Consider the following 15905-nt stretch of genomic DNA (forward strand, 5'->3'; position numbering starts at 1 on the left):
TGCCCCTTCTTTTTCTTTTTATCACAATGTATGTTGTAACTAAAAATAGGGGGGCGAAACGATGGATAAATATAACCTTATTGGCAGAATGAATATGTGCTTTGCTGAGTTGGAATTGGCATTGGCGGCCCTCCACCAGCAAATTCTGCCGTTACCCTTAGTTGCCGCGCAGGTTTTCAGCCTGCCGGAGATAGAAAAAGGTACTGAACATACTGCAATTGAGCAAATCAGCGTAGAGCCGCACTTCGGCTTACCCGCACGTAATTTGGCGCTGCAACACTATCAACGGTTATTTATCCATCACAACCGGCAGCATATCAGCAGTAAAGCCGCCGTGCGGCTGCCTGGGGTGATTTGCCTGGCCGTTGAACACGCAGAATACCTCGCACTGAAACAACAAATTACGCTCATTAATCGCTTGAAAGCCGAGCTGGAACACATCATCACCGTTGAATCTGGCTTGACTCCTGAACAACGCTTTGATTTTGTACATAACCGGTTGCATGGCTTAATCACACTTAATGCCTATCGTTCGCTGACCCTTCTCACGAATCCCGATTCAGTACGCTTCGGTTGGGCTAACAAGCACATTATCAAGAATGTAAAGCGGGATGACATCCTCACACAGTTGGAAAAAAGCCTGCAAGCCGGACGAGCCGTCCCCCCCTTCAGCCGTGAACAATGGGCTGAACAAATTCGCCGCGAAATAGAGGATGTCAGCCGTCTGCCGCAGAACGCCGTGCTGAAAATTAAACGGCCAGTGAAGGTACAACCAATCGCCCGAGTCTGGTATCAGCAACAGCAAAAACAGGTACAACACCCCTGCCCGCTGCCGCTGATAGCCCTGTGCCAATTAGATGCTGGGGCAAATGTGCCGAAAATTGGCGAATTGCTTAATTACGATGCCGCAACGGTGAAGCATAAGTACAAACCCGATGCCAAACCGCTGCGCCTGCTGGTAAAACGCCTGCACCTCTATACCGATATTTCTAATCGTTAAGCTTATAGACACGCAGCCGATGGCCATCGAGATCTTCGGCTACAAAGGTATAACCAAAATCCATCGCCACCGGGGGCTGTATCATCGCCAGCCCTTTGGCTAACCATTGCTGATAGAACGCATCCACCTGTTCTGGTTGCTCGCAAGGGAAGCAGATTTCCATTCCCCCACCCGCAGCCCCTGCGGCAGGCTCAACGGTGTGTTTCGACCACATGCCCAATTTGAAACCATTACTCAATACAAATAACGCAAAAGTGGCAGACTGCTCTACCGGTTCTACACCCAATAGCTGGCGATAGAAACCTACGCTTTTTTCTGGGCTATCGACATAAATGATGATCATATTTGGTGCTGCCATGATGGTCTCCTTAGGATGAAAAGGAACTTTTGGGTTCCCGATAACAACAACCTAACCGACCTGACTGTCAGTTTTTGGCAGTAGTCCATCACATTGTGTTTATTCCTTCATTTTCACACCACGCTTTCATCAATGCCCGGCGGCCACGAGGATAACGTTGCGCTAGCGGTGTCAGCTTCAGGATGCGATCCAAACGGAAATGGCGAAATGAGGCACGCAGTTCACACCAAGCCACCAGTACCTGCACTTGTTCAAAAAATCCCATGGCAAACGGCCATAGAATACGTTTGCTGACACGGCCCGCCTGATCCTGATATTCAACGATAACTTTGTGCTCAAGGCGGATAACTTCGCGGATCACCACCCGTATTTTATCGGGTATGTTGAGCGTATCCATCGGGCCAATCAACAACGTACTGGTATTCAATTCTTCACGCAATTCACCGGGTAATACGGCAGCAATCTTCGCTAGCGCATCTGTTGCCGCACTCGCTAATTCGCTGTCACCTCTGCGTTCCACCCAACGCATCCCCAGTACCAGTGCTTCGATTTCCTGCTGTGAAAACATCAGAGGTGGCAGGATAAACCCTGGCCGCAATACGTACCCCACCCCCGTTTCACCGGTAATATCCGCCCCCTGTTGCTGCAAAGTCGCGATATCGCGATACAGCGTGCGCATACTGACCCCTAGCTCCTCGGCCAAAGCATGCCCTGCCACCGGATAACGATGGCGACGCAGGATCTGCATCAGATCAAGCAGGCGTTGAGTTCGGGACATGCATACTCCGTTGGCATCAGTTGTTGGATGAAATCAGCAAATGCTCACGCTTTTGCCAGTATACCTGCTCATAGAGTTGGCGTTTTCAATACTTCCATCGCGGTTTCCACGATGCCAAGAAGCACTTCGCGTCTGGTACCATCCTGAGCCTGTAAGGAGATACCGTGGACAATGGTGCCAAAGTAGGCGGAAAGCCGCTCGGTATCCGTATCCGCAGACAGTTCACCTTGCACTATGGCACGTTCAAGCCGTTGGCGGATCAACAATGTCATATGGTGCCGCAGTTCACGCATGCGATCACGCAAAGGAGCGTGTTGTTCCTGGCAGTTAACCAGCCCCAGGCTGACCAAGCATCCCCCCGAAGATGGGCTTGCTAACGCAGTATCCAAACTTGCCAACAACATGCTTTCTATGGCACCGCGCACATTCCCGGTTTCAGCCAGTGCTTTTACGCTAACTCCACCAACCGTTGATAGGTAAAGATCGAGCGCTTCACGGTACAGAGCCTCTTTAGAACCGAAGGCAGCATAGAAACTGGGCGGATTGATGCCAATGGCAGTCATCAGTTCAGACAGTTGGGTGGCCTCATAGCCTTTGGCCCAGAAAACCTCCATCGCACGTTGCAAAGCTGTGTCACGGTCAAAGTTGCGGGGACGCCCACGGGCCATGATGTTTCCTTTTTTTGTAAACTTGATTACATAAATATTGACGGCGCTTACTCGCTTCTTAAGAAGGTAATCCAGTTTACAAAAATGGAGCAAGTACATGTCTATTCTTTCTGAGGCCCACATAGAAATCATTCGTCGCTACTTCCGCGAGTGTAGATGCGAAATCCTCCTTGTTGCTTGACCTGTTCACGGATGACGTTGAGTTCTTTTTCCCTAAGTTCGGCGTAGCCCGTGGCAAAGCTGCTCTGGCACGCTTCGCTGAGCGCATTGCAAAAGGTACAGCACAGTTAACCCACGATATTGATGGGCTTATTTTTACCGTGGGTAATGACCGCATCGTGGTAGAAGGCCGTGAGTGGGGAGTCACTGCGGATGGCAGAGCATGGCCTGATGGTGACATTTCTCAAGGACGCTTCGCCAACGTCTTCGAGTTCGATGGGTTACTCATTAAACGAATCTTCATCTATGTCGATCCCGATTTCACCAACGAGGATCACCAGCGCGTGTCGATGTATCGCGATGAATTACCTATCGCCACTCCTCATGAAATCGCCTCATGTTACTTCGAACGATGGGCAGCGCTATGGGCAGCCCCAAACGATCCGCAGGTGTTGGCAATGATCCTCGAACTGTTCGCCGAGGATGTGGAGTGGGATATTCCAGGCAATCTGGAAACTGTGCCATGGATCGGCCCACGATACGATCGTAAGGCAGTCGGTGCTTTCCATACTGAGCTTACTGCACAAATTGCTCCTGAACGGTTCGAGATACAACGGATCCTCGCTGACGACGAAACGGCAGTGGCATTCGGTGAGCTGACATCACAAGTCAAGGCCACTGGCAGAGTCATCGAATCACCTTTTGCTTTCATACTGACGAGCAAGGAGGGGAAAATCGTCCGCTATCGTATGCTGGAAGATAGCCACGCCGTCGCTATGGCGGTATCGGGATAAAATGCTGTAGGAGATTGGGTAAAACCATTTTTTCACCTAATGATACTCCAGCGCCGTCAAGGAAAACGGGGAATTAGCAACAGACTCAAAAAGAATTTGGGTCTGTTGCACCTGGAATTATATCGTTTGATGATGTATTCCCTTCAAAAAATAAAACTCTCATTGGTCGCTTCGATAATAGCATCTGCCAACTGGTTAACAGCACCTTAATACGGCAAAATTTTAAAAGCCCCAATGGTAAACCAGCCAGGGGCTTGTGCGAAAAGCAATCAACCTTTAAGCATGCTTACTGTGTCCAAACACGCTATCAAGCACATTGAGGGCTATCTCAGCTACAGAACCAACCGTTTTGCCTACTATAGCACCGATATCTGCTGAACCCTTAGAACCAGTAATGGAATCAACCAGTGCGCCAATACCTTGGCCAAGCGCTTCTGCACCATCGGCGATGACACCTGCTCCTGATACCTGTTCTACTTCGATATGGGTTAACTCTTTCATTGAACCTCCTGCTAATCATGACGATTAGGTTTTTTATTGTTGAGATATTGGCACCAAACACTCCGCCGAAAAGATCTTCAACGAAACCACCAATGACGTTCCAACAGTTTTGCTGATGGTTGAGTAAAACCATGACCCACAGAGCTCAGGACAATAACATTGCCAATTATCCCGCTTACGTGGTCAATAACTATCAACCGCAGAAAATCTTATCGATGGTTTACAACGTGCATATATCAATTTTATGCGGGCTATGATGAATTTTATTGAATGCCGGTGTGCACACTTCACTTCGTTATATTTTTTAAGGAATTGTGGGGGCTGTTGAAGGATGGTTGGTAAACGCTGGTGATAAAATTACCGCAATATGTTACCCCTACCCCTGTAAACCTGTTTGAATCCCAGGGATTACACAGTTAAAGAGGTGTTTTTAGTGTTCAGGCCGGAAGCTATCCTAAGCCACAGAATGCAATGGCGCGGTCAAGCGCTCCTTCTCCCCGGTATCCCCTTTTGGGCAATGGCGGGATCGTGCCTTTTTTTCATTGCAACCTTCCTGACCTTTATCATCGCAGGTACCTATACCCGGCGGGTCAATGTGGTTGGCGAAATCAGTACCTATCCGCGCGCGGCCAACGTCTATTCCAGCGTTCAGGGTGTGGTGACCAAACAATTCGTCACCGAAGGGCAAATGATAAAGGCCGAGGAGCCTATTTATCAAATTGATGTCAGTAAAAGCACGCGCAGCGGTGTGATCAGCGATAACCAGCGCCGTGATATCGGCAACCAGCTGACGCGCATTGCACAAATTATCATCCGCTTGGAAAACAGCAAGAAAGCTACCCTTAACATGCTGGAGGCACAAAAAGCGCAGTATAGTACTGCCTTCCAACACTCTACGGATATACTTCAGCGTGCCCAGGAAGGGATACGTATCATGAAAGAAAACATGGAGAATTACCGTCGTTATCAAAGCAAAGGGTTGATCAACAAGGATCAGCTCACCAACCAGATAGCATCATATTACCAACTACAAAATAATCTGCTGGGCCTATCCAGCCAGAATGAACAGAATGCCTTGCAGATTAATGCGTTGGGAAGCCAAATCCAAACTCAAGCCGCTGAGTTTGACAATCAGATCTACCGTATGGAAATGCAGCGCTATGAACTGCAAAAAGAATTACTCAACATTGATGCTGATGGGGAAATTATCGTCCGTGCGCTGGCTGATGGCCGTGTCGATTCCCTGAGTGTTACGGTAGGGCAAATGGTTAACGTCGGCGATAGCCTGCTACAACTTATTCCCCACAACATCGATCATTACTCCCTGGTACTCTGGGTACCCAATGACGCTATTCCCTATGTATCCATTGGCAATCGGGTCAACATTCGCTATGAAGCCTTCCCTGCGGAGAAGTTCGGTCAGTTCGTCGGCACCGTAGCCGTCATCTCCAAGACACCGGCCTCACCGCAGGAAATGCTGACTTATCAGGGAGCCCCCAGAGCCGCGCAGACCACCGCCGTACCGTATTACAAGGTGATTGTCAGCCCCAAAAAACAGACCATTGTCTATAACGCCCAACGTTTGAATTTGCAAAACGGTATGAAAGCGCAGAGCACCCTGTTTCTGGAAAAAAGAAAGATTTATCAATGGATGCTGTCACCATTCTACGACATGAAGCACAGCGTAATGGGGCCGGTCAATGAATAAGCTTTCTTTCAAATGCCTGATTAAACAACTGGATATACGTCTGTTTCAACGCATCCCCCTGGTTCATCAGACTGAAGCTTCGGAATGCGGTCTGGCCTGTCTGGCGATGATCTGCGGGCATTATGGCAAAAACATCGATCTGATTGCATTGCGCCAGCAATTCAACCTGGCAGCACGTGGTACCACGCTGGCCAGCTTGACGGGCATTGCCGACCAACTGGGGTTGGCTACTCGCCCTTTGTCGTTGGATCTCAATGAGCTGAGTGCTTTAAAGAAGCCGTGCATACTTCACTGGGAGTTCAATCATTTTGTAGTGTTGGTCAGCGTTGGGCGTCACCGTGTTGTGCTGCATGATCCGGCACGCGGCCGCCGCACTGTCAGCCTGTCAGAACTTTCGAGCAGCTTTACCGGCGTGGCGCTTGAAGTCTGGCCTGGCGGTGCATTCACCGCCGACACAATACGCGACAGGTTCAGTTTTGGCACCTTGATAGGCAGCGTGCATGGCCTGAAGGGAACGCTGGGCAAGATATTCTGCCTGTCACTGGTGATCGAAACCATCAACCTGGTGATGCCAGTGGGAACACAACTGGTGATGGATCACGCTATTCCCGCTGGCGATCGCGGTTTGTTAACCCTTATCTGCGCAGGATTGATGTTGTTTATCTTGCTGCGAACAGCGGTCAGTATGGTACGCGCCTGGTCATCGCTGGTGATGTCAACGCTAATCAACGTTCAATGGCAGTCTGGCCTGTTCAACCACCTGTTGCGATTGCCACTAGGCTATTTTGAGCGCCGCAAGCTGGGTGATATTCAGTCGCGTTTCGGTTCTCTGGACACGCTGCGCCAAACCTTCACCACCAGTATCGTCGGTGCCATTATGGACGGCATCATGATCATGGGTGTGCTTGTAATGATGGTGCTGTACGGTGGCTGGTTGACCTGGGTAGTCGTAGCCTTCACCACCCTGTACGTCTTGCTGCGCCTGATTACCTATGTTTATTATCGGCAATTGTCTGAGGAGTCGCTGATTAGAAAAGCCCGGGCCGGCTCGTATTTTATGGAGACGTTGTACGGTATAGCGACGGTTAAGATGCAAGGGATGACGGAGCGTCGCAGCGCGCACTGGCTTAATCTTGAAATAGATGCCATCAATACCGGCATTCGGGTCACCAAAATGGATATGCTGTTTGGCGGTATCAACACTTTTGTTGCAGCTTGTGATCAGATCGTGATCCTGTGGCTGGGAACCCGCCTGGTGATCGATACTCAAATGACCATCGGTATGTTTGTGGCATTCGCTGCTTTTCGTGGTCAATTCTCAGACAGAATCAGTTCTTTGACCGAATTTTTGCTCCAGTTGCGCCTGATGAGCCTGCACAATGAACGCATCGCAGACATCGCATTGCACCCACGGGAAAATCGCCAACCAGCGATCGTTTATGAACCGCAGTTACGACCGGCAACCCTGACAACACAGGCCCTGAGTTATAGCTACGATAGCCAGTCACCACCTATCTTCAACAAACTGGACATCGTTGTTGCACCGGGAGAAAGCGTAGCCATAGTGGGGCCATCCGGAGCGGGGAAAACCACGCTGATGAAAGTGCTGTGTGGGCTATTTCTTCCTGACCATGGCAAGGTTGAGATTAATGGTGTCGATATACAGCAATTAGGCATCAATAATTACCATAAGATGATCGCCTGCGTCATGCAGGATGACAAACTGTTCTCCGGCTCTATCCGTGAAAATATCAGTGGTTTTTCCGACGATGTGGATGAGGACTGGATGCAGGAGTGTGCCCGCGCCAGCTATTTGCACGACGTTATCATGCGTATGCCAATGAGGTATGAAACGCTGATCGGTGAATTGGGGGAAGGTTTATCCGGTGGCCAAAAACAGCGGCTGTTTATTGCCCGTGCCATCTACAAAAAACCGACGATCTTATTTCTGGATGAAGCCACCAGTGCGCTGGACAAAGAAAGTGAAACCACGGTGAATCAGTCGATCAAGGCACTCCGTATTACGCGGATCATTATCGCACATCGGGAATCGACCATCGCTTCGGCAGACCGGGTGATCACCCTGAATCCACAATTATAAAATTATATAAATCAATATATTAATCTTAACAGGCGCAACACGTTGCGCCTGAAATCGCCATACGGATTACTTCTTCATGCTGCCAACCATCTCTTCTGGCCGCACCCATTCATCAAACTGTTGCTCAGTGAGATAGCCCAGAGTTAAAGCAGAAGCCTTTAAGGTCAGCCCTTGTTGATGAGCATGCTTAGCAATCTCTGCCGCCTTGTCGTAGCCGATATGAGTATTCAGAGCGGTTACCAACATCAGCGATTCATTCAGTAACTGGCTGATACGCTCGCGATTTGGCTCAATTCCTACCGCACAATGCTGATTAAAACCCCGCATGCCATCGGCCAGTAAACGAACAGATTGCAGATAATTGTGGATCACCAGCGGGCGGAATACGTTCAGCTCAAAGTTACCAGAAGCACCGCCGATATTCACCGCCACATCATTACCCAACACCTGCGCGCACAGCATGGTCATCGCTTCACACTGCGTCGGGTTAACTTTGCCCGGCATAATTGAGCTGCCCGGCTCATTTTCTGGAATGGCGATCTCGCCAATGCCACAGCGTGGGCCAGAGGCCAACCAGCGCACATCGTTGGCGATCTTCATCAATGACGCCGCCAATCCTTTCAACGCCCCGTGGCCATGCACCAAGGCATCGCAGGTCGCCAGGGCTTCAAACTTGTTCGGGGCAGTGACAAAAGGTTGCCCAGTCAGTTCTGCCAGCTCTTGAGCCACCCGTACCGCATATTCTGGGTGCGTATTCAACCCGGTGCCTACCGCCGTTCCCCCCAATGCCAACTCACAGAGATGCGGTATGCTGGCTTCGATATGTTTGAGATTGTAGGCCAGCATCGCTGCCCAGCCAGAGATCTCCTGGCCCAGCGTCAGCGGTGTGGCATCTTGCAGGTGAGTACGGCCAATTTTGACAATATCGTGGAAAGCGGCAGCTTTATCGCTCAACGTCTGGTGCAACAATTGCAACTCAGGCAGCAAGTGTTCACGTAACGCAATCACTGCCGCCACGTGCATGGCGGTTGGGAAAACGTCGTTCGAACTCTGGCTTTTATTAACGTCGTCGTTGGGATGCACCTTGCGCCCTTCACCGCGTTCGCCCCCTAATAACTCGCTAGCCCGGTTAGCCAGCACTTCGTTCATGTTCATGTTGCTTTGAGTACCAGAACCCGTTTGCCAGACCGACAGGGGAAATTCGTTGGCGTGCCGATCGGCTAGCACTTCATCAGCAGCCTGGATAATCGCGTTACCCCGCTCGGCAGGCAGCAACCCCAGATCTTTATTGACGCTGGCGGCGGCGCGTTTGGTCATCGCCAACGCATAAATCAGTGCCGGGGGCATTTTTTCAGAGGAAATACGAAAATGTTCTAGTGAACGCTGGGTCTGCGCACCCCAAAGTTGATCGGCCGCTACTTCGATGGGGCCCATAGAGTCTTTTTCAATACGAACGGTTGCCATCACGATCTCCTTAGCACAATTCCTAAAATCAAAAGTCAATTCCAACGAGCCAATGCCCGTCAGCTAACCCCATCAGTATAGTGAGATAATAATTATTCGCATTAACAGCCTGAAAGATGCGCATTTTTAGCCATCTCTGCTTGCATGCATATTTTTCACATTGTTTACTTAGCGCAATCTTTTTTAAAGTGGGTAGTAATCATGCAAAAAATGACCAATGCGATACAGAATTACGCATGGGGTAGCTCAGATGCTTTGACCAAACTGTATGGAATCGCTAACCCCAGTGGTAAACCGATGGCCGAATTGTGGATGGGGGCTCACCCGAAAAGCAGTTCACAAGTGACAGATGCCGCCGGACAACTGCGCTCATTGCGTGATGTGATTGATGGAGATCTGCCGGGGCAACTGGGTGCCAACGTGGCGCTGCGTTTTGGTGAACTGCCGTTCCTGTTTAAGGTGCTGTGTGCCGACCAACCGCTTTCTATCCAGGTTCACCCCAGCAAGCCTGCCGCAGAGGTCGGTTTTGCCAAAGAGAATGCGGCCGGTATTGCGCTTGATGCCGCAGAACGCAACTATAAAGATCCCAACCACAAACCGGAATTGGTGTTTGCTTTAACGCCTTTTCTGGCGATGAACGGCTTCCGTGAACTTACTGACATCGTTTCCCTGTTGCAGCCTCTCACCAATGCACATCATGACATCGTTACCTTCCTGCAACAGCCGGATACCACTCACCTGGCAACTCTGTTTGCCAGCCTGCTAGGTATGCATGGTGAACAAAAAGCACGGGCGCTGGCGGTATTAAAAGCGGCGCTGAACAACCAACAAGGCGAACCTTGGGACACTCTGCGCTTTATCGCCCGTTTTTACCCGGATGACAACGGCCTGTTCTCACCGCTGCTGTTGAACGTGGTCAAACTGGCACCGGGCGAAGCCATGTTCCTGTATGCCGAAACCCCGCATGCCTACCTGAACGGCGTAGCGCTGGAAGTCATGGCCAACTCGGACAACGTTTTGCGCGCGGGGCTGACGCCTAAGTTCATCGATATTCCTGAACTCTTGGCGAACCTGCAATTCCGTCCACAACCAGCGTCTGGCTTGCTGACCCAGCCAGAAAAGCGGGGTAATGAGCTGTCTTTCCCGATCCCGGTCGATGATTTCGCGTTCTCTTTGCACGATCTTTCCCCCACGGTACAACCATTAGCGCAAAACAGCGCAGCCATTGTGTTCTGTGTGGCTGGTGAAGCGATCCTGGAAAAACACGGGCAACGGGTCATCTTACAACCCGGTGAATCCTGTTTTATCGCCGCCGTTGAGTCACCGGTGCAGGTCAGCGGCGTTGGCCGCATTGCGCGGGTTTATACTAGATTGCCTTAAATATCAGCAAAATTAAGCAAATGTGTTGCTAAAATGCGTAGATTGCCTCCACAATTAACCGCTTGCAGCTATATTTGCAGGCACAATTTGCCCATCCATCTATCTGAATAGATGGTTTAAGAAAAAAGGATGAACAGAGCTATGAAAAAATCGTTAGTCGCTGTCAGCGTCATTGTGGTTCTTGGCGCAGCTTGGGCCGGAGCCTCATGGCACACTGGCAAACTGATCGAGCAACGGATGGGTGAAATGGTGGATAACGCCAATAGCCAGTTGAAAACCTACCTACCTCAGTTTGGGCTCAAACTGAGCTATGAAAATTATCAGCGTGGGATTTTCAGCAGCCAGATCCGCTACGTGCTTCGTTCCGACGACGCGGTTACGTCTGACAGTTCGTTGTTGAAAGCCGGTGAAGAAGTGGCATTTCTGGAAACCGTCTCTCACGGTCCGTTACCTATTGCCCAATTGAAAAGATTCAATCTGATCCCGAGTCTGGCCTCAATACATACCGAGCTGGAAAATACACCGAAAGTCAAAGCCCTGTTTGATATCACCAACGGCAAATCCCTGTTCACCGCTGAGACACGCATTGCCTATAGCGGTGACACCTCTTCGGCGATCGACGTGATCCCGATTGACTATCAAAAAGACAAGTCCACGCTGAAATTCAGCGGAGCAACCTTTGACGCAGACATCGGCCGCGATCTGCAAACCATGGTGTTGAACGGCAACAGCGACAGTACCACCATCAGCGGCCTGAACCAGCTCGGCCAGCTTGAACAAGTCACGCTGCAAGGGTTGACGCTGAAAAGCGACGCTCGCAAAGGCCAGTTCGACATCAGCCTGGGTGAACAAACGCTGGGGCTGAAACAGGTAAAAGTCACTATTGACGGTAAAGAGACCGTGTCCCTGGAAGACGTTGCTATGGGCAGCTTGCTTGATGAAAAAGGCACCAAGCTGAATGGTGCGTTTGATTACACTCTTGGAGCTATGAAAATCATGGGTAACGATTTCGGCTCTGGTAAATTATTGCTGAAAATCGATAATCTGGATGGCAACGCACTGAAAACGTTCGCCGAAAATTACAATCAGCAAGCGATGGCGATGCTGCAACAGTCAGAAACGATGAATCCTATCGCCTACCAGGAGAAAACCGCCGAAATACTGGCGCAGAACCTGCTCTTGTTGCTGAAAGGCAACCCAACCATCAGCATCGCTCCGCTAAGCTGGAAAAACAGCAAAGGTGAAAGTACCTTTACGCTGAACCTGGATCTGCTCGAACCCACCCAAGCCGCTGCCCCGGCAGCTAGCCTGGATCAACTGCTGGGCCAATCAGTGAAAAAACTGGACGCTGTTCTGACTATTCCAACGGCTATGGCAGCAGAAACCGTGGCGCAGGCGGTGCAGTTGCAGGGCTATAGTGCCGAAGAGGCACAAAAGATAGCCCAGCAACAGATACAGAGCCTGGCAACCACCGGCCAGATGTTCCAACTCACCACGCTGAAAGATGATGTGATCAGCAGCACCTTCCGTTATAGCGATAACCAGATTGAGCTGAACGGCAAAAAGATGTCGCCGCAGGATTTCGCAGGTCTGTTCAGTATGTTAGGCCTGGCTCCAGCAGCCCCAGCGCCAGCCGGGCAAGATAACGCTCCCGCACAGGGCGGCGCTATTCCAGACCAACCAACGCTGGAACAATAAAACGTCACCTCTGGGGCCAATTAACTTGGCCCCAGAATATATCCATTACTCCCCTTGGGCATAAACTGCATCGCGAACCTGTAAAGGGTACAAGCCGCTCATCCCCTCAAACGCCGTATTGGTCAGTGCTACAACGCTCAATTGCTCAATGGGATCGTAAAACCAGCTATGCCCGTATACGCCCCCCCACTGCATCGTGCCGTTATGCTGCGGTGTCCCAGCCAGTTCTGCATCCACCAATACCGCTCCGCCAAAACCAAATCCCCAGCCAGGCCCCTGAACCTCTGCTTCAGCTCCGACGTGCGGCATACGCATCAACGCAGCGGTTTCTGGCTGTAAAACCCCCATGCTGCCGCTGCGTAACACTTCCAACAGCCGTAATACATCATCAGAATCCCCCACCATCCCGGCACCGCCTGAAGGATAGGCATTACGATCGCCAGCGCGGGAAGGAGCAAATTCCACATCAAAACCAAATGGTTCGGGTAAGGTCAGCAAAATGCCGTCATGCATCGGAAGTGGGAGCGGTTCAGCCTGGTAATAAGCGGTGGCCAGATTGCTGCCATCCTCAGTATAAAAACCGGTATTACGCAACCCCAACGGCTGGCTGACCCATTCAGCAAATAGTTGCGGTAGTGCCATCCCCGCAGCCTGTTCCAACACAGCTCCCAGCACATCAATAGCCAATGAATAACTGAATGTGCTTCCCGGCTCTGCCTGTAGCGGCGCCTCTGCCAACCGGCACAGGTTTTGTTCCAGCGTCAAAGTAGACGCTTCCATGCCATCATGAATGCCCAAACGATGATAAGGCCCGTCTATCGGTTGCTTGAAGCGGTAATCCAGCCCGGCGGTGTGGGTCAATAAATGACGGATACGGATTTCCGGCTGCCGCCCATCGGCCAGCTTGGGAGTAAACCATGGCAACCAACGGCTGACGGGATCGTCAAGATCGAGCCGCTGTTGTTCCACCATGCGCATTGCCGCCAGTGTGATATAAGGTTTGGAAACCGAAGACAGCCGAAACTGGCTGTTCCGCCGCATTGGGCGCAGCTGTTCACGATCGGCATAACCGCTGGCTCCGGCATAAATCACCTCACCCTGCTGTGCAACCAAAACTACGCTGCCGACAATACGCCCTTCGGATATTGCCTGTTGATTAACCTTTTCTATTCGCTGTGCCAATGCCTGATTCATTACCGTCATTTTGCTCTCCTTTAGCCGTAATGGAGTCAGTTTAAAGTTTTCACTATTAAATAAAATACGGTAAAATTTAATGCATCATTAAGCTGTGGTTATTTATCGATGAGCTCATTGTTGCAGTTACTGCCGTTTTTTGAAGCCGTTGCCAGGTTGGGGAGCTTTACTCAGGCAGCCAATTATTTAGGTGTCACGCCCCCTGCGGTTTCTCAAAACATTCAGGCACTGGAGGCTCGCCTGGGTGTTCGTCTGTTCAACCGCACCAGCCGCTCGGTACGCCTGAGCGATGAAGGCCAGATGTTTTACCAGAAAGTGGCCCCGGCCATGAACCAAATTGACATCGCGGCAGAAGACGCCCGCGCTTTGCATGGCAAACCGGCCGGGCTCTTGCGCATCACTCTGCCACAGTTGGCAGCCTCTATGCAGGTGATGCCACATCTGGCCGAGTTTCACGAAAGATACCCTGAGATCCAACTGGAACTGTTTACCGATGACCGTTTTTCCGATCTGGTATTAGATAATTTTGATGCTGGGATCCGTATGTATCATATGCTGCAAAAGGATATGATCGCCGTTCCTATCGACCATGGCCTACAACGAGTCTCACTGGCTTCCCCCGCTTATCTCGCACGCTACGGTGAACCACTGACACCACAGGATTTATTGCAGCATCATTGCCTGCGTTACCGTTTCCCCGGTAGTGGGAAACTTGAGCCCTGGTATTTCCGCACTGCGGGAGAACATCTGGCGCTGGAGGTAAATGGGCCGTTGATTTTTAACGAGAATCGGCTGATTAAAGACGCCGCCGTGGCCGGATTAGGGATTACCCAATGCTTTCGCAGCGCGGTACAACCCGAACTGGAGAGTGGACAACTGGTAGAGATCCTACAGAGCTATAGCAGCGATATCCCCGGCTTCTTCATCTATTTTCCCACTGGCCGCCACATGTCGCTCAAGCTGCGGGTGTTCATTGATTTCATGCGGGAAAAACGCGTGCCGCTGCTCACGCCGAACCCCGTTTGATCAGGGTGGGTGCCAGAATCACATTCTGCGGAGCTAACGAACTATCCGTAATACGTTGCAACAGCCGCGTTGCCGCACTGCGCCCCACTTCGCGGGCTGAACTGGAGACAAACGTCAGCGCCGGTTCAGTCAGTTCAGCTTCCGGCACATCACCAAAACCGATCAGCGCCACCTGCTGAGCATAGAAGCTGTCCACCCCTTCCGAACCGATGCTGCGGCCACTGCGCACAATGCCGAAATAAGCCCCCAAAGCCACCGATGCTTTGTGACACACCAGCGCACTGATATTGGGATACTGACGCAACAGATTTTCGGCTGCTTCTGCCGCTGAACGTTGATGACAATCACACTCCACGATCCACTCAGCGCGGAACGGCAGGCCGTATTGCACCAGCGTGGCACAAAAACCCCCCAAGCGTTCGGCCCGCGTCAGGGAATCGCTTTGCCCACCGAGGTAAGCAATCTGGCTGTGGCCGCGCTTGATCAGGAATTCGGTCGCCATCTTCGCCGCCTGCATATTATCTGGCCGCACCACATCAACGCCTTCCAGACCATTGGAACGTGCCGCGCAGACCAGCGGAACCCCCTGTTCTTCGGCTTTCTCTTTCAGGCCATTGACCGAACGCACGCCGCCCGCCAGCACCATACCGTCAACGCCTTGGGCCAATAACGTGTCGAAACAGCGCATCAACCCTTTACCCTCACGCCCACTTTGGGCCAGAAACAACACTTTGCCATGTTCTTCCAACACTTCACTCAACCCGGCGGTCATTTCGGCATAAAACGGTTCACAGATATCACGCAGGATCAGCCCAATCACGCCAGACTCACCGCCGCGCAGCGTAGCGGCCTGACGGTTGCGGATATACCCCAACTGTTCAATCGCCTGGTTCACCCGCGTCATGGTGGTGGGAGAAATACGTCCTTTGCCGCTCAACACCAGAGAAACCGTGGTAACAGATACCTCAGCCAATTGTGCAACGTCGGTGATGGTGATCTTTTTGATGGTCATAACCTCTGAAAAACAATGATCCGGCAACAAAGGGTATACCGAATATCTTTCTTCGGTAAAACGT

Annotated in this window: 14 protein-coding genes; 7 read left to right on the forward strand and 7 right to left on the reverse strand. The window is 51.1% G+C overall.

Annotation, left to right across the window (positions count from 1 at the left end):
- The first annotated feature begins 61 nt into the window (after positions 1-61).
- On the forward strand, positions 62-1000 hold the full coding sequence (gene tus, locus Z042_RS16225) for a DNA replication terminus site-binding protein (protein ID WP_024913120.1): 939 nt from the start codon (positions 62-64) through the stop codon (positions 998-1000).
- Here the strand turns inward: tus and Z042_RS16230 are convergent.
- From Z042_RS16230 to Z042_RS16240, 3 genes are all read right to left on the reverse strand, one after another.
- The gene (locus tag Z042_RS16230; RefSeq protein WP_024913119.1) at positions 990-1358 is read right to left on the reverse strand and encodes a VOC family protein; all 369 of its coding nucleotides are present in this window, start codon (positions 1356-1358) and stop codon (positions 990-992) included. The genes tus and Z042_RS16230 overlap by 11 nt on opposite strands.
- An 88-nt stretch (positions 1359-1446) precedes the next feature.
- Positions 1447-2136 (reverse strand): helix-turn-helix transcriptional regulator, encoded by a 690-nt coding sequence (locus tag Z042_RS16235; protein ID WP_024913118.1) that lies wholly within the window; start codon positions 2134-2136, stop codon positions 1447-1449.
- A gap of 68 nt (positions 2137-2204) precedes the next feature.
- A complete protein-coding gene (locus Z042_RS16240; RefSeq protein WP_202901337.1) occupies positions 2205-2804 on the reverse strand; it encodes a TetR/AcrR family transcriptional regulator in 600 nt (199 codons plus the stop codon).
- A 170-nt stretch (positions 2805-2974) separates the two neighbouring features.
- Between Z042_RS16240 and Z042_RS16245 the strand changes: the two genes are divergently transcribed.
- On the forward strand, positions 2975-3757 hold the full coding sequence (locus Z042_RS16245; protein WP_202901336.1) for a nuclear transport factor 2 family protein: 783 nt from the start codon (positions 2975-2977) through the stop codon (positions 3755-3757).
- A 276-nt stretch (positions 3758-4033) separates the two neighbouring features.
- On the opposite strand, the gene Z042_RS16250 is transcribed toward Z042_RS16245, so the two are convergent.
- A complete protein-coding gene (locus tag Z042_RS16250) occupies positions 4034-4258 on the reverse strand; it encodes a hypothetical protein (protein ID WP_024913116.1) in 225 nt (74 codons plus the stop codon).
- A 433-nt stretch (positions 4259-4691) separates the two neighbouring features.
- Between Z042_RS16250 and Z042_RS16255 the strand changes: the two genes are divergently transcribed.
- On the forward strand, positions 4692-5966 hold the full coding sequence (locus Z042_RS16255) for an HlyD family secretion protein (protein WP_024913115.1): 1275 nt from the start codon (positions 4692-4694) through the stop codon (positions 5964-5966).
- On the forward strand, positions 5959-8067 hold the full coding sequence (locus tag Z042_RS16260; protein ID WP_024913114.1) for a peptidase domain-containing ABC transporter: 2109 nt from the start codon (positions 5959-5961) through the stop codon (positions 8065-8067). Before Z042_RS16255 ends, Z042_RS16260 begins: the two co-directional genes overlap by 8 nt.
- Positions 8068-8133: 66 nt before the next feature.
- Here Z042_RS16260 and fumC read toward each other — a convergent pair whose 3' ends face one another.
- Entirely contained in the window at positions 8134-9531 is a 1398-nt protein-coding gene (fumC, locus tag Z042_RS16265) for a class II fumarate hydratase (protein ID WP_024913113.1), read from the reverse strand.
- Positions 9532-9732: 201 nt separating this feature from the next.
- On the opposite strand from fumC, the gene manA reads away from it, so the two are divergent.
- Together manA and Z042_RS16275 are read left to right on the forward strand one after the other, a co-directional pair.
- Positions 9733-10911 (forward strand): mannose-6-phosphate isomerase, encoded by a 1179-nt coding sequence (gene manA / locus Z042_RS16270; RefSeq protein WP_024913112.1) that lies wholly within the window; start codon positions 9733-9735, stop codon positions 10909-10911.
- Positions 10912-11052: 141 nt separating this feature from the next.
- Entirely contained in the window at positions 11053-12609 is a 1557-nt protein-coding gene (locus Z042_RS16275; protein ID WP_024913111.1) for a YdgA family protein, read from the forward strand.
- A 45-nt stretch (positions 12610-12654) separates the two neighbouring features.
- On the opposite strand, the gene Z042_RS16280 is transcribed toward Z042_RS16275, so the two are convergent.
- The gene (locus Z042_RS16280; protein WP_024913110.1) at positions 12655-13812 is read right to left on the reverse strand and encodes a serine hydrolase domain-containing protein; all 1158 of its coding nucleotides are present in this window, start codon (positions 13810-13812) and stop codon (positions 12655-12657) included.
- 99 nt (positions 13813-13911) lie between these two features.
- On the opposite strand from Z042_RS16280, the gene Z042_RS16285 reads away from it, so the two are divergent.
- Positions 13912-14829, forward strand: a complete 918-nt coding sequence (locus Z042_RS16285) for a LysR family transcriptional regulator (protein ID WP_024913109.1) — start codon at positions 13912-13914, stop codon at positions 14827-14829.
- On the opposite strand, the gene Z042_RS16290 is transcribed toward Z042_RS16285, so the two are convergent.
- The gene (locus Z042_RS16290; protein WP_024913108.1) at positions 14810-15841 is read right to left on the reverse strand and encodes a Mal regulon transcriptional regulator MalI; all 1032 of its coding nucleotides are present in this window, start codon (positions 15839-15841) and stop codon (positions 14810-14812) included. The two genes, Z042_RS16285 and Z042_RS16290, sit on opposite strands and share 20 nt — an antisense overlap.
- Positions 15842-15905: the final 64 nt, after the last annotated feature.

The organism is Chania multitudinisentens RB-25 (genome assembly GCF_000520015.2).
In the GTDB taxonomy this organism is placed as follows: domain Bacteria; phylum Pseudomonadota; class Gammaproteobacteria; order Enterobacterales; family Enterobacteriaceae; genus Chania; species Chania multitudinisentens.

What these genes read in the sequence shown, in the direction of transcription:
- Z042_RS16275 (WP_024913111.1), top strand. Translation starts at nt 11,053, where the DNA reads ATGAAAAAATCGTTAGTCGCTGTCAGCGTCATTGTGGTTCTTGGCGCA.
- fumC (WP_024913113.1), bottom strand. Translation starts at nt 9,531, where the DNA reads ATGGCAACCGTTCGTATTGAAAAAGACTCTATGGGCCCCATCGAAGTA.
- Z042_RS16260 (WP_024913114.1), top strand. Translation starts at nt 5,959, where the DNA reads ATGAATAAGCTTTCTTTCAAATGCCTGATTAAACAACTGGATATACGT.
- manA (WP_024913112.1), top strand. Translation starts at nt 9,733, where the DNA reads ATGCAAAAAATGACCAATGCGATACAGAATTACGCATGGGGTAGCTCA.
- tus (WP_024913120.1), top strand. Translation starts at nt 62, where the DNA reads ATGGATAAATATAACCTTATTGGCAGAATGAATATGTGCTTTGCTGAG.
- Z042_RS16230 (WP_024913119.1), bottom strand. Translation starts at nt 1,358, where the DNA reads ATGGCAGCACCAAATATGATCATCATTTATGTCGATAGCCCAGAAAAA.
- Z042_RS16280 (WP_024913110.1), bottom strand. Translation starts at nt 13,812, where the DNA reads ATGACGGTAATGAATCAGGCATTGGCACAGCGAATAGAAAAGGTTAAT.
- Z042_RS16250 (WP_024913116.1), bottom strand. Translation starts at nt 4,258, where the DNA reads ATGAAAGAGTTAACCCATATCGAAGTAGAACAGGTATCAGGAGCAGGT.
- Z042_RS16235 (WP_024913118.1), bottom strand. Translation starts at nt 2,136, where the DNA reads ATGTCCCGAACTCAACGCCTGCTTGATCTGATGCAGATCCTGCGTCGC.
- Z042_RS16240 (WP_202901337.1), bottom strand. Translation starts at nt 2,804, where the DNA reads ATGGCCCGTGGGCGTCCCCGCAACTTTGACCGTGACACAGCTTTGCAA.
- Z042_RS16290 (WP_024913108.1), bottom strand. Translation starts at nt 15,841, where the DNA reads ATGACCATCAAAAAGATCACCATCACCGACGTTGCACAATTGGCTGAG.
- Z042_RS16285 (WP_024913109.1), top strand. Translation starts at nt 13,912, where the DNA reads ATGAGCTCATTGTTGCAGTTACTGCCGTTTTTTGAAGCCGTTGCCAGG.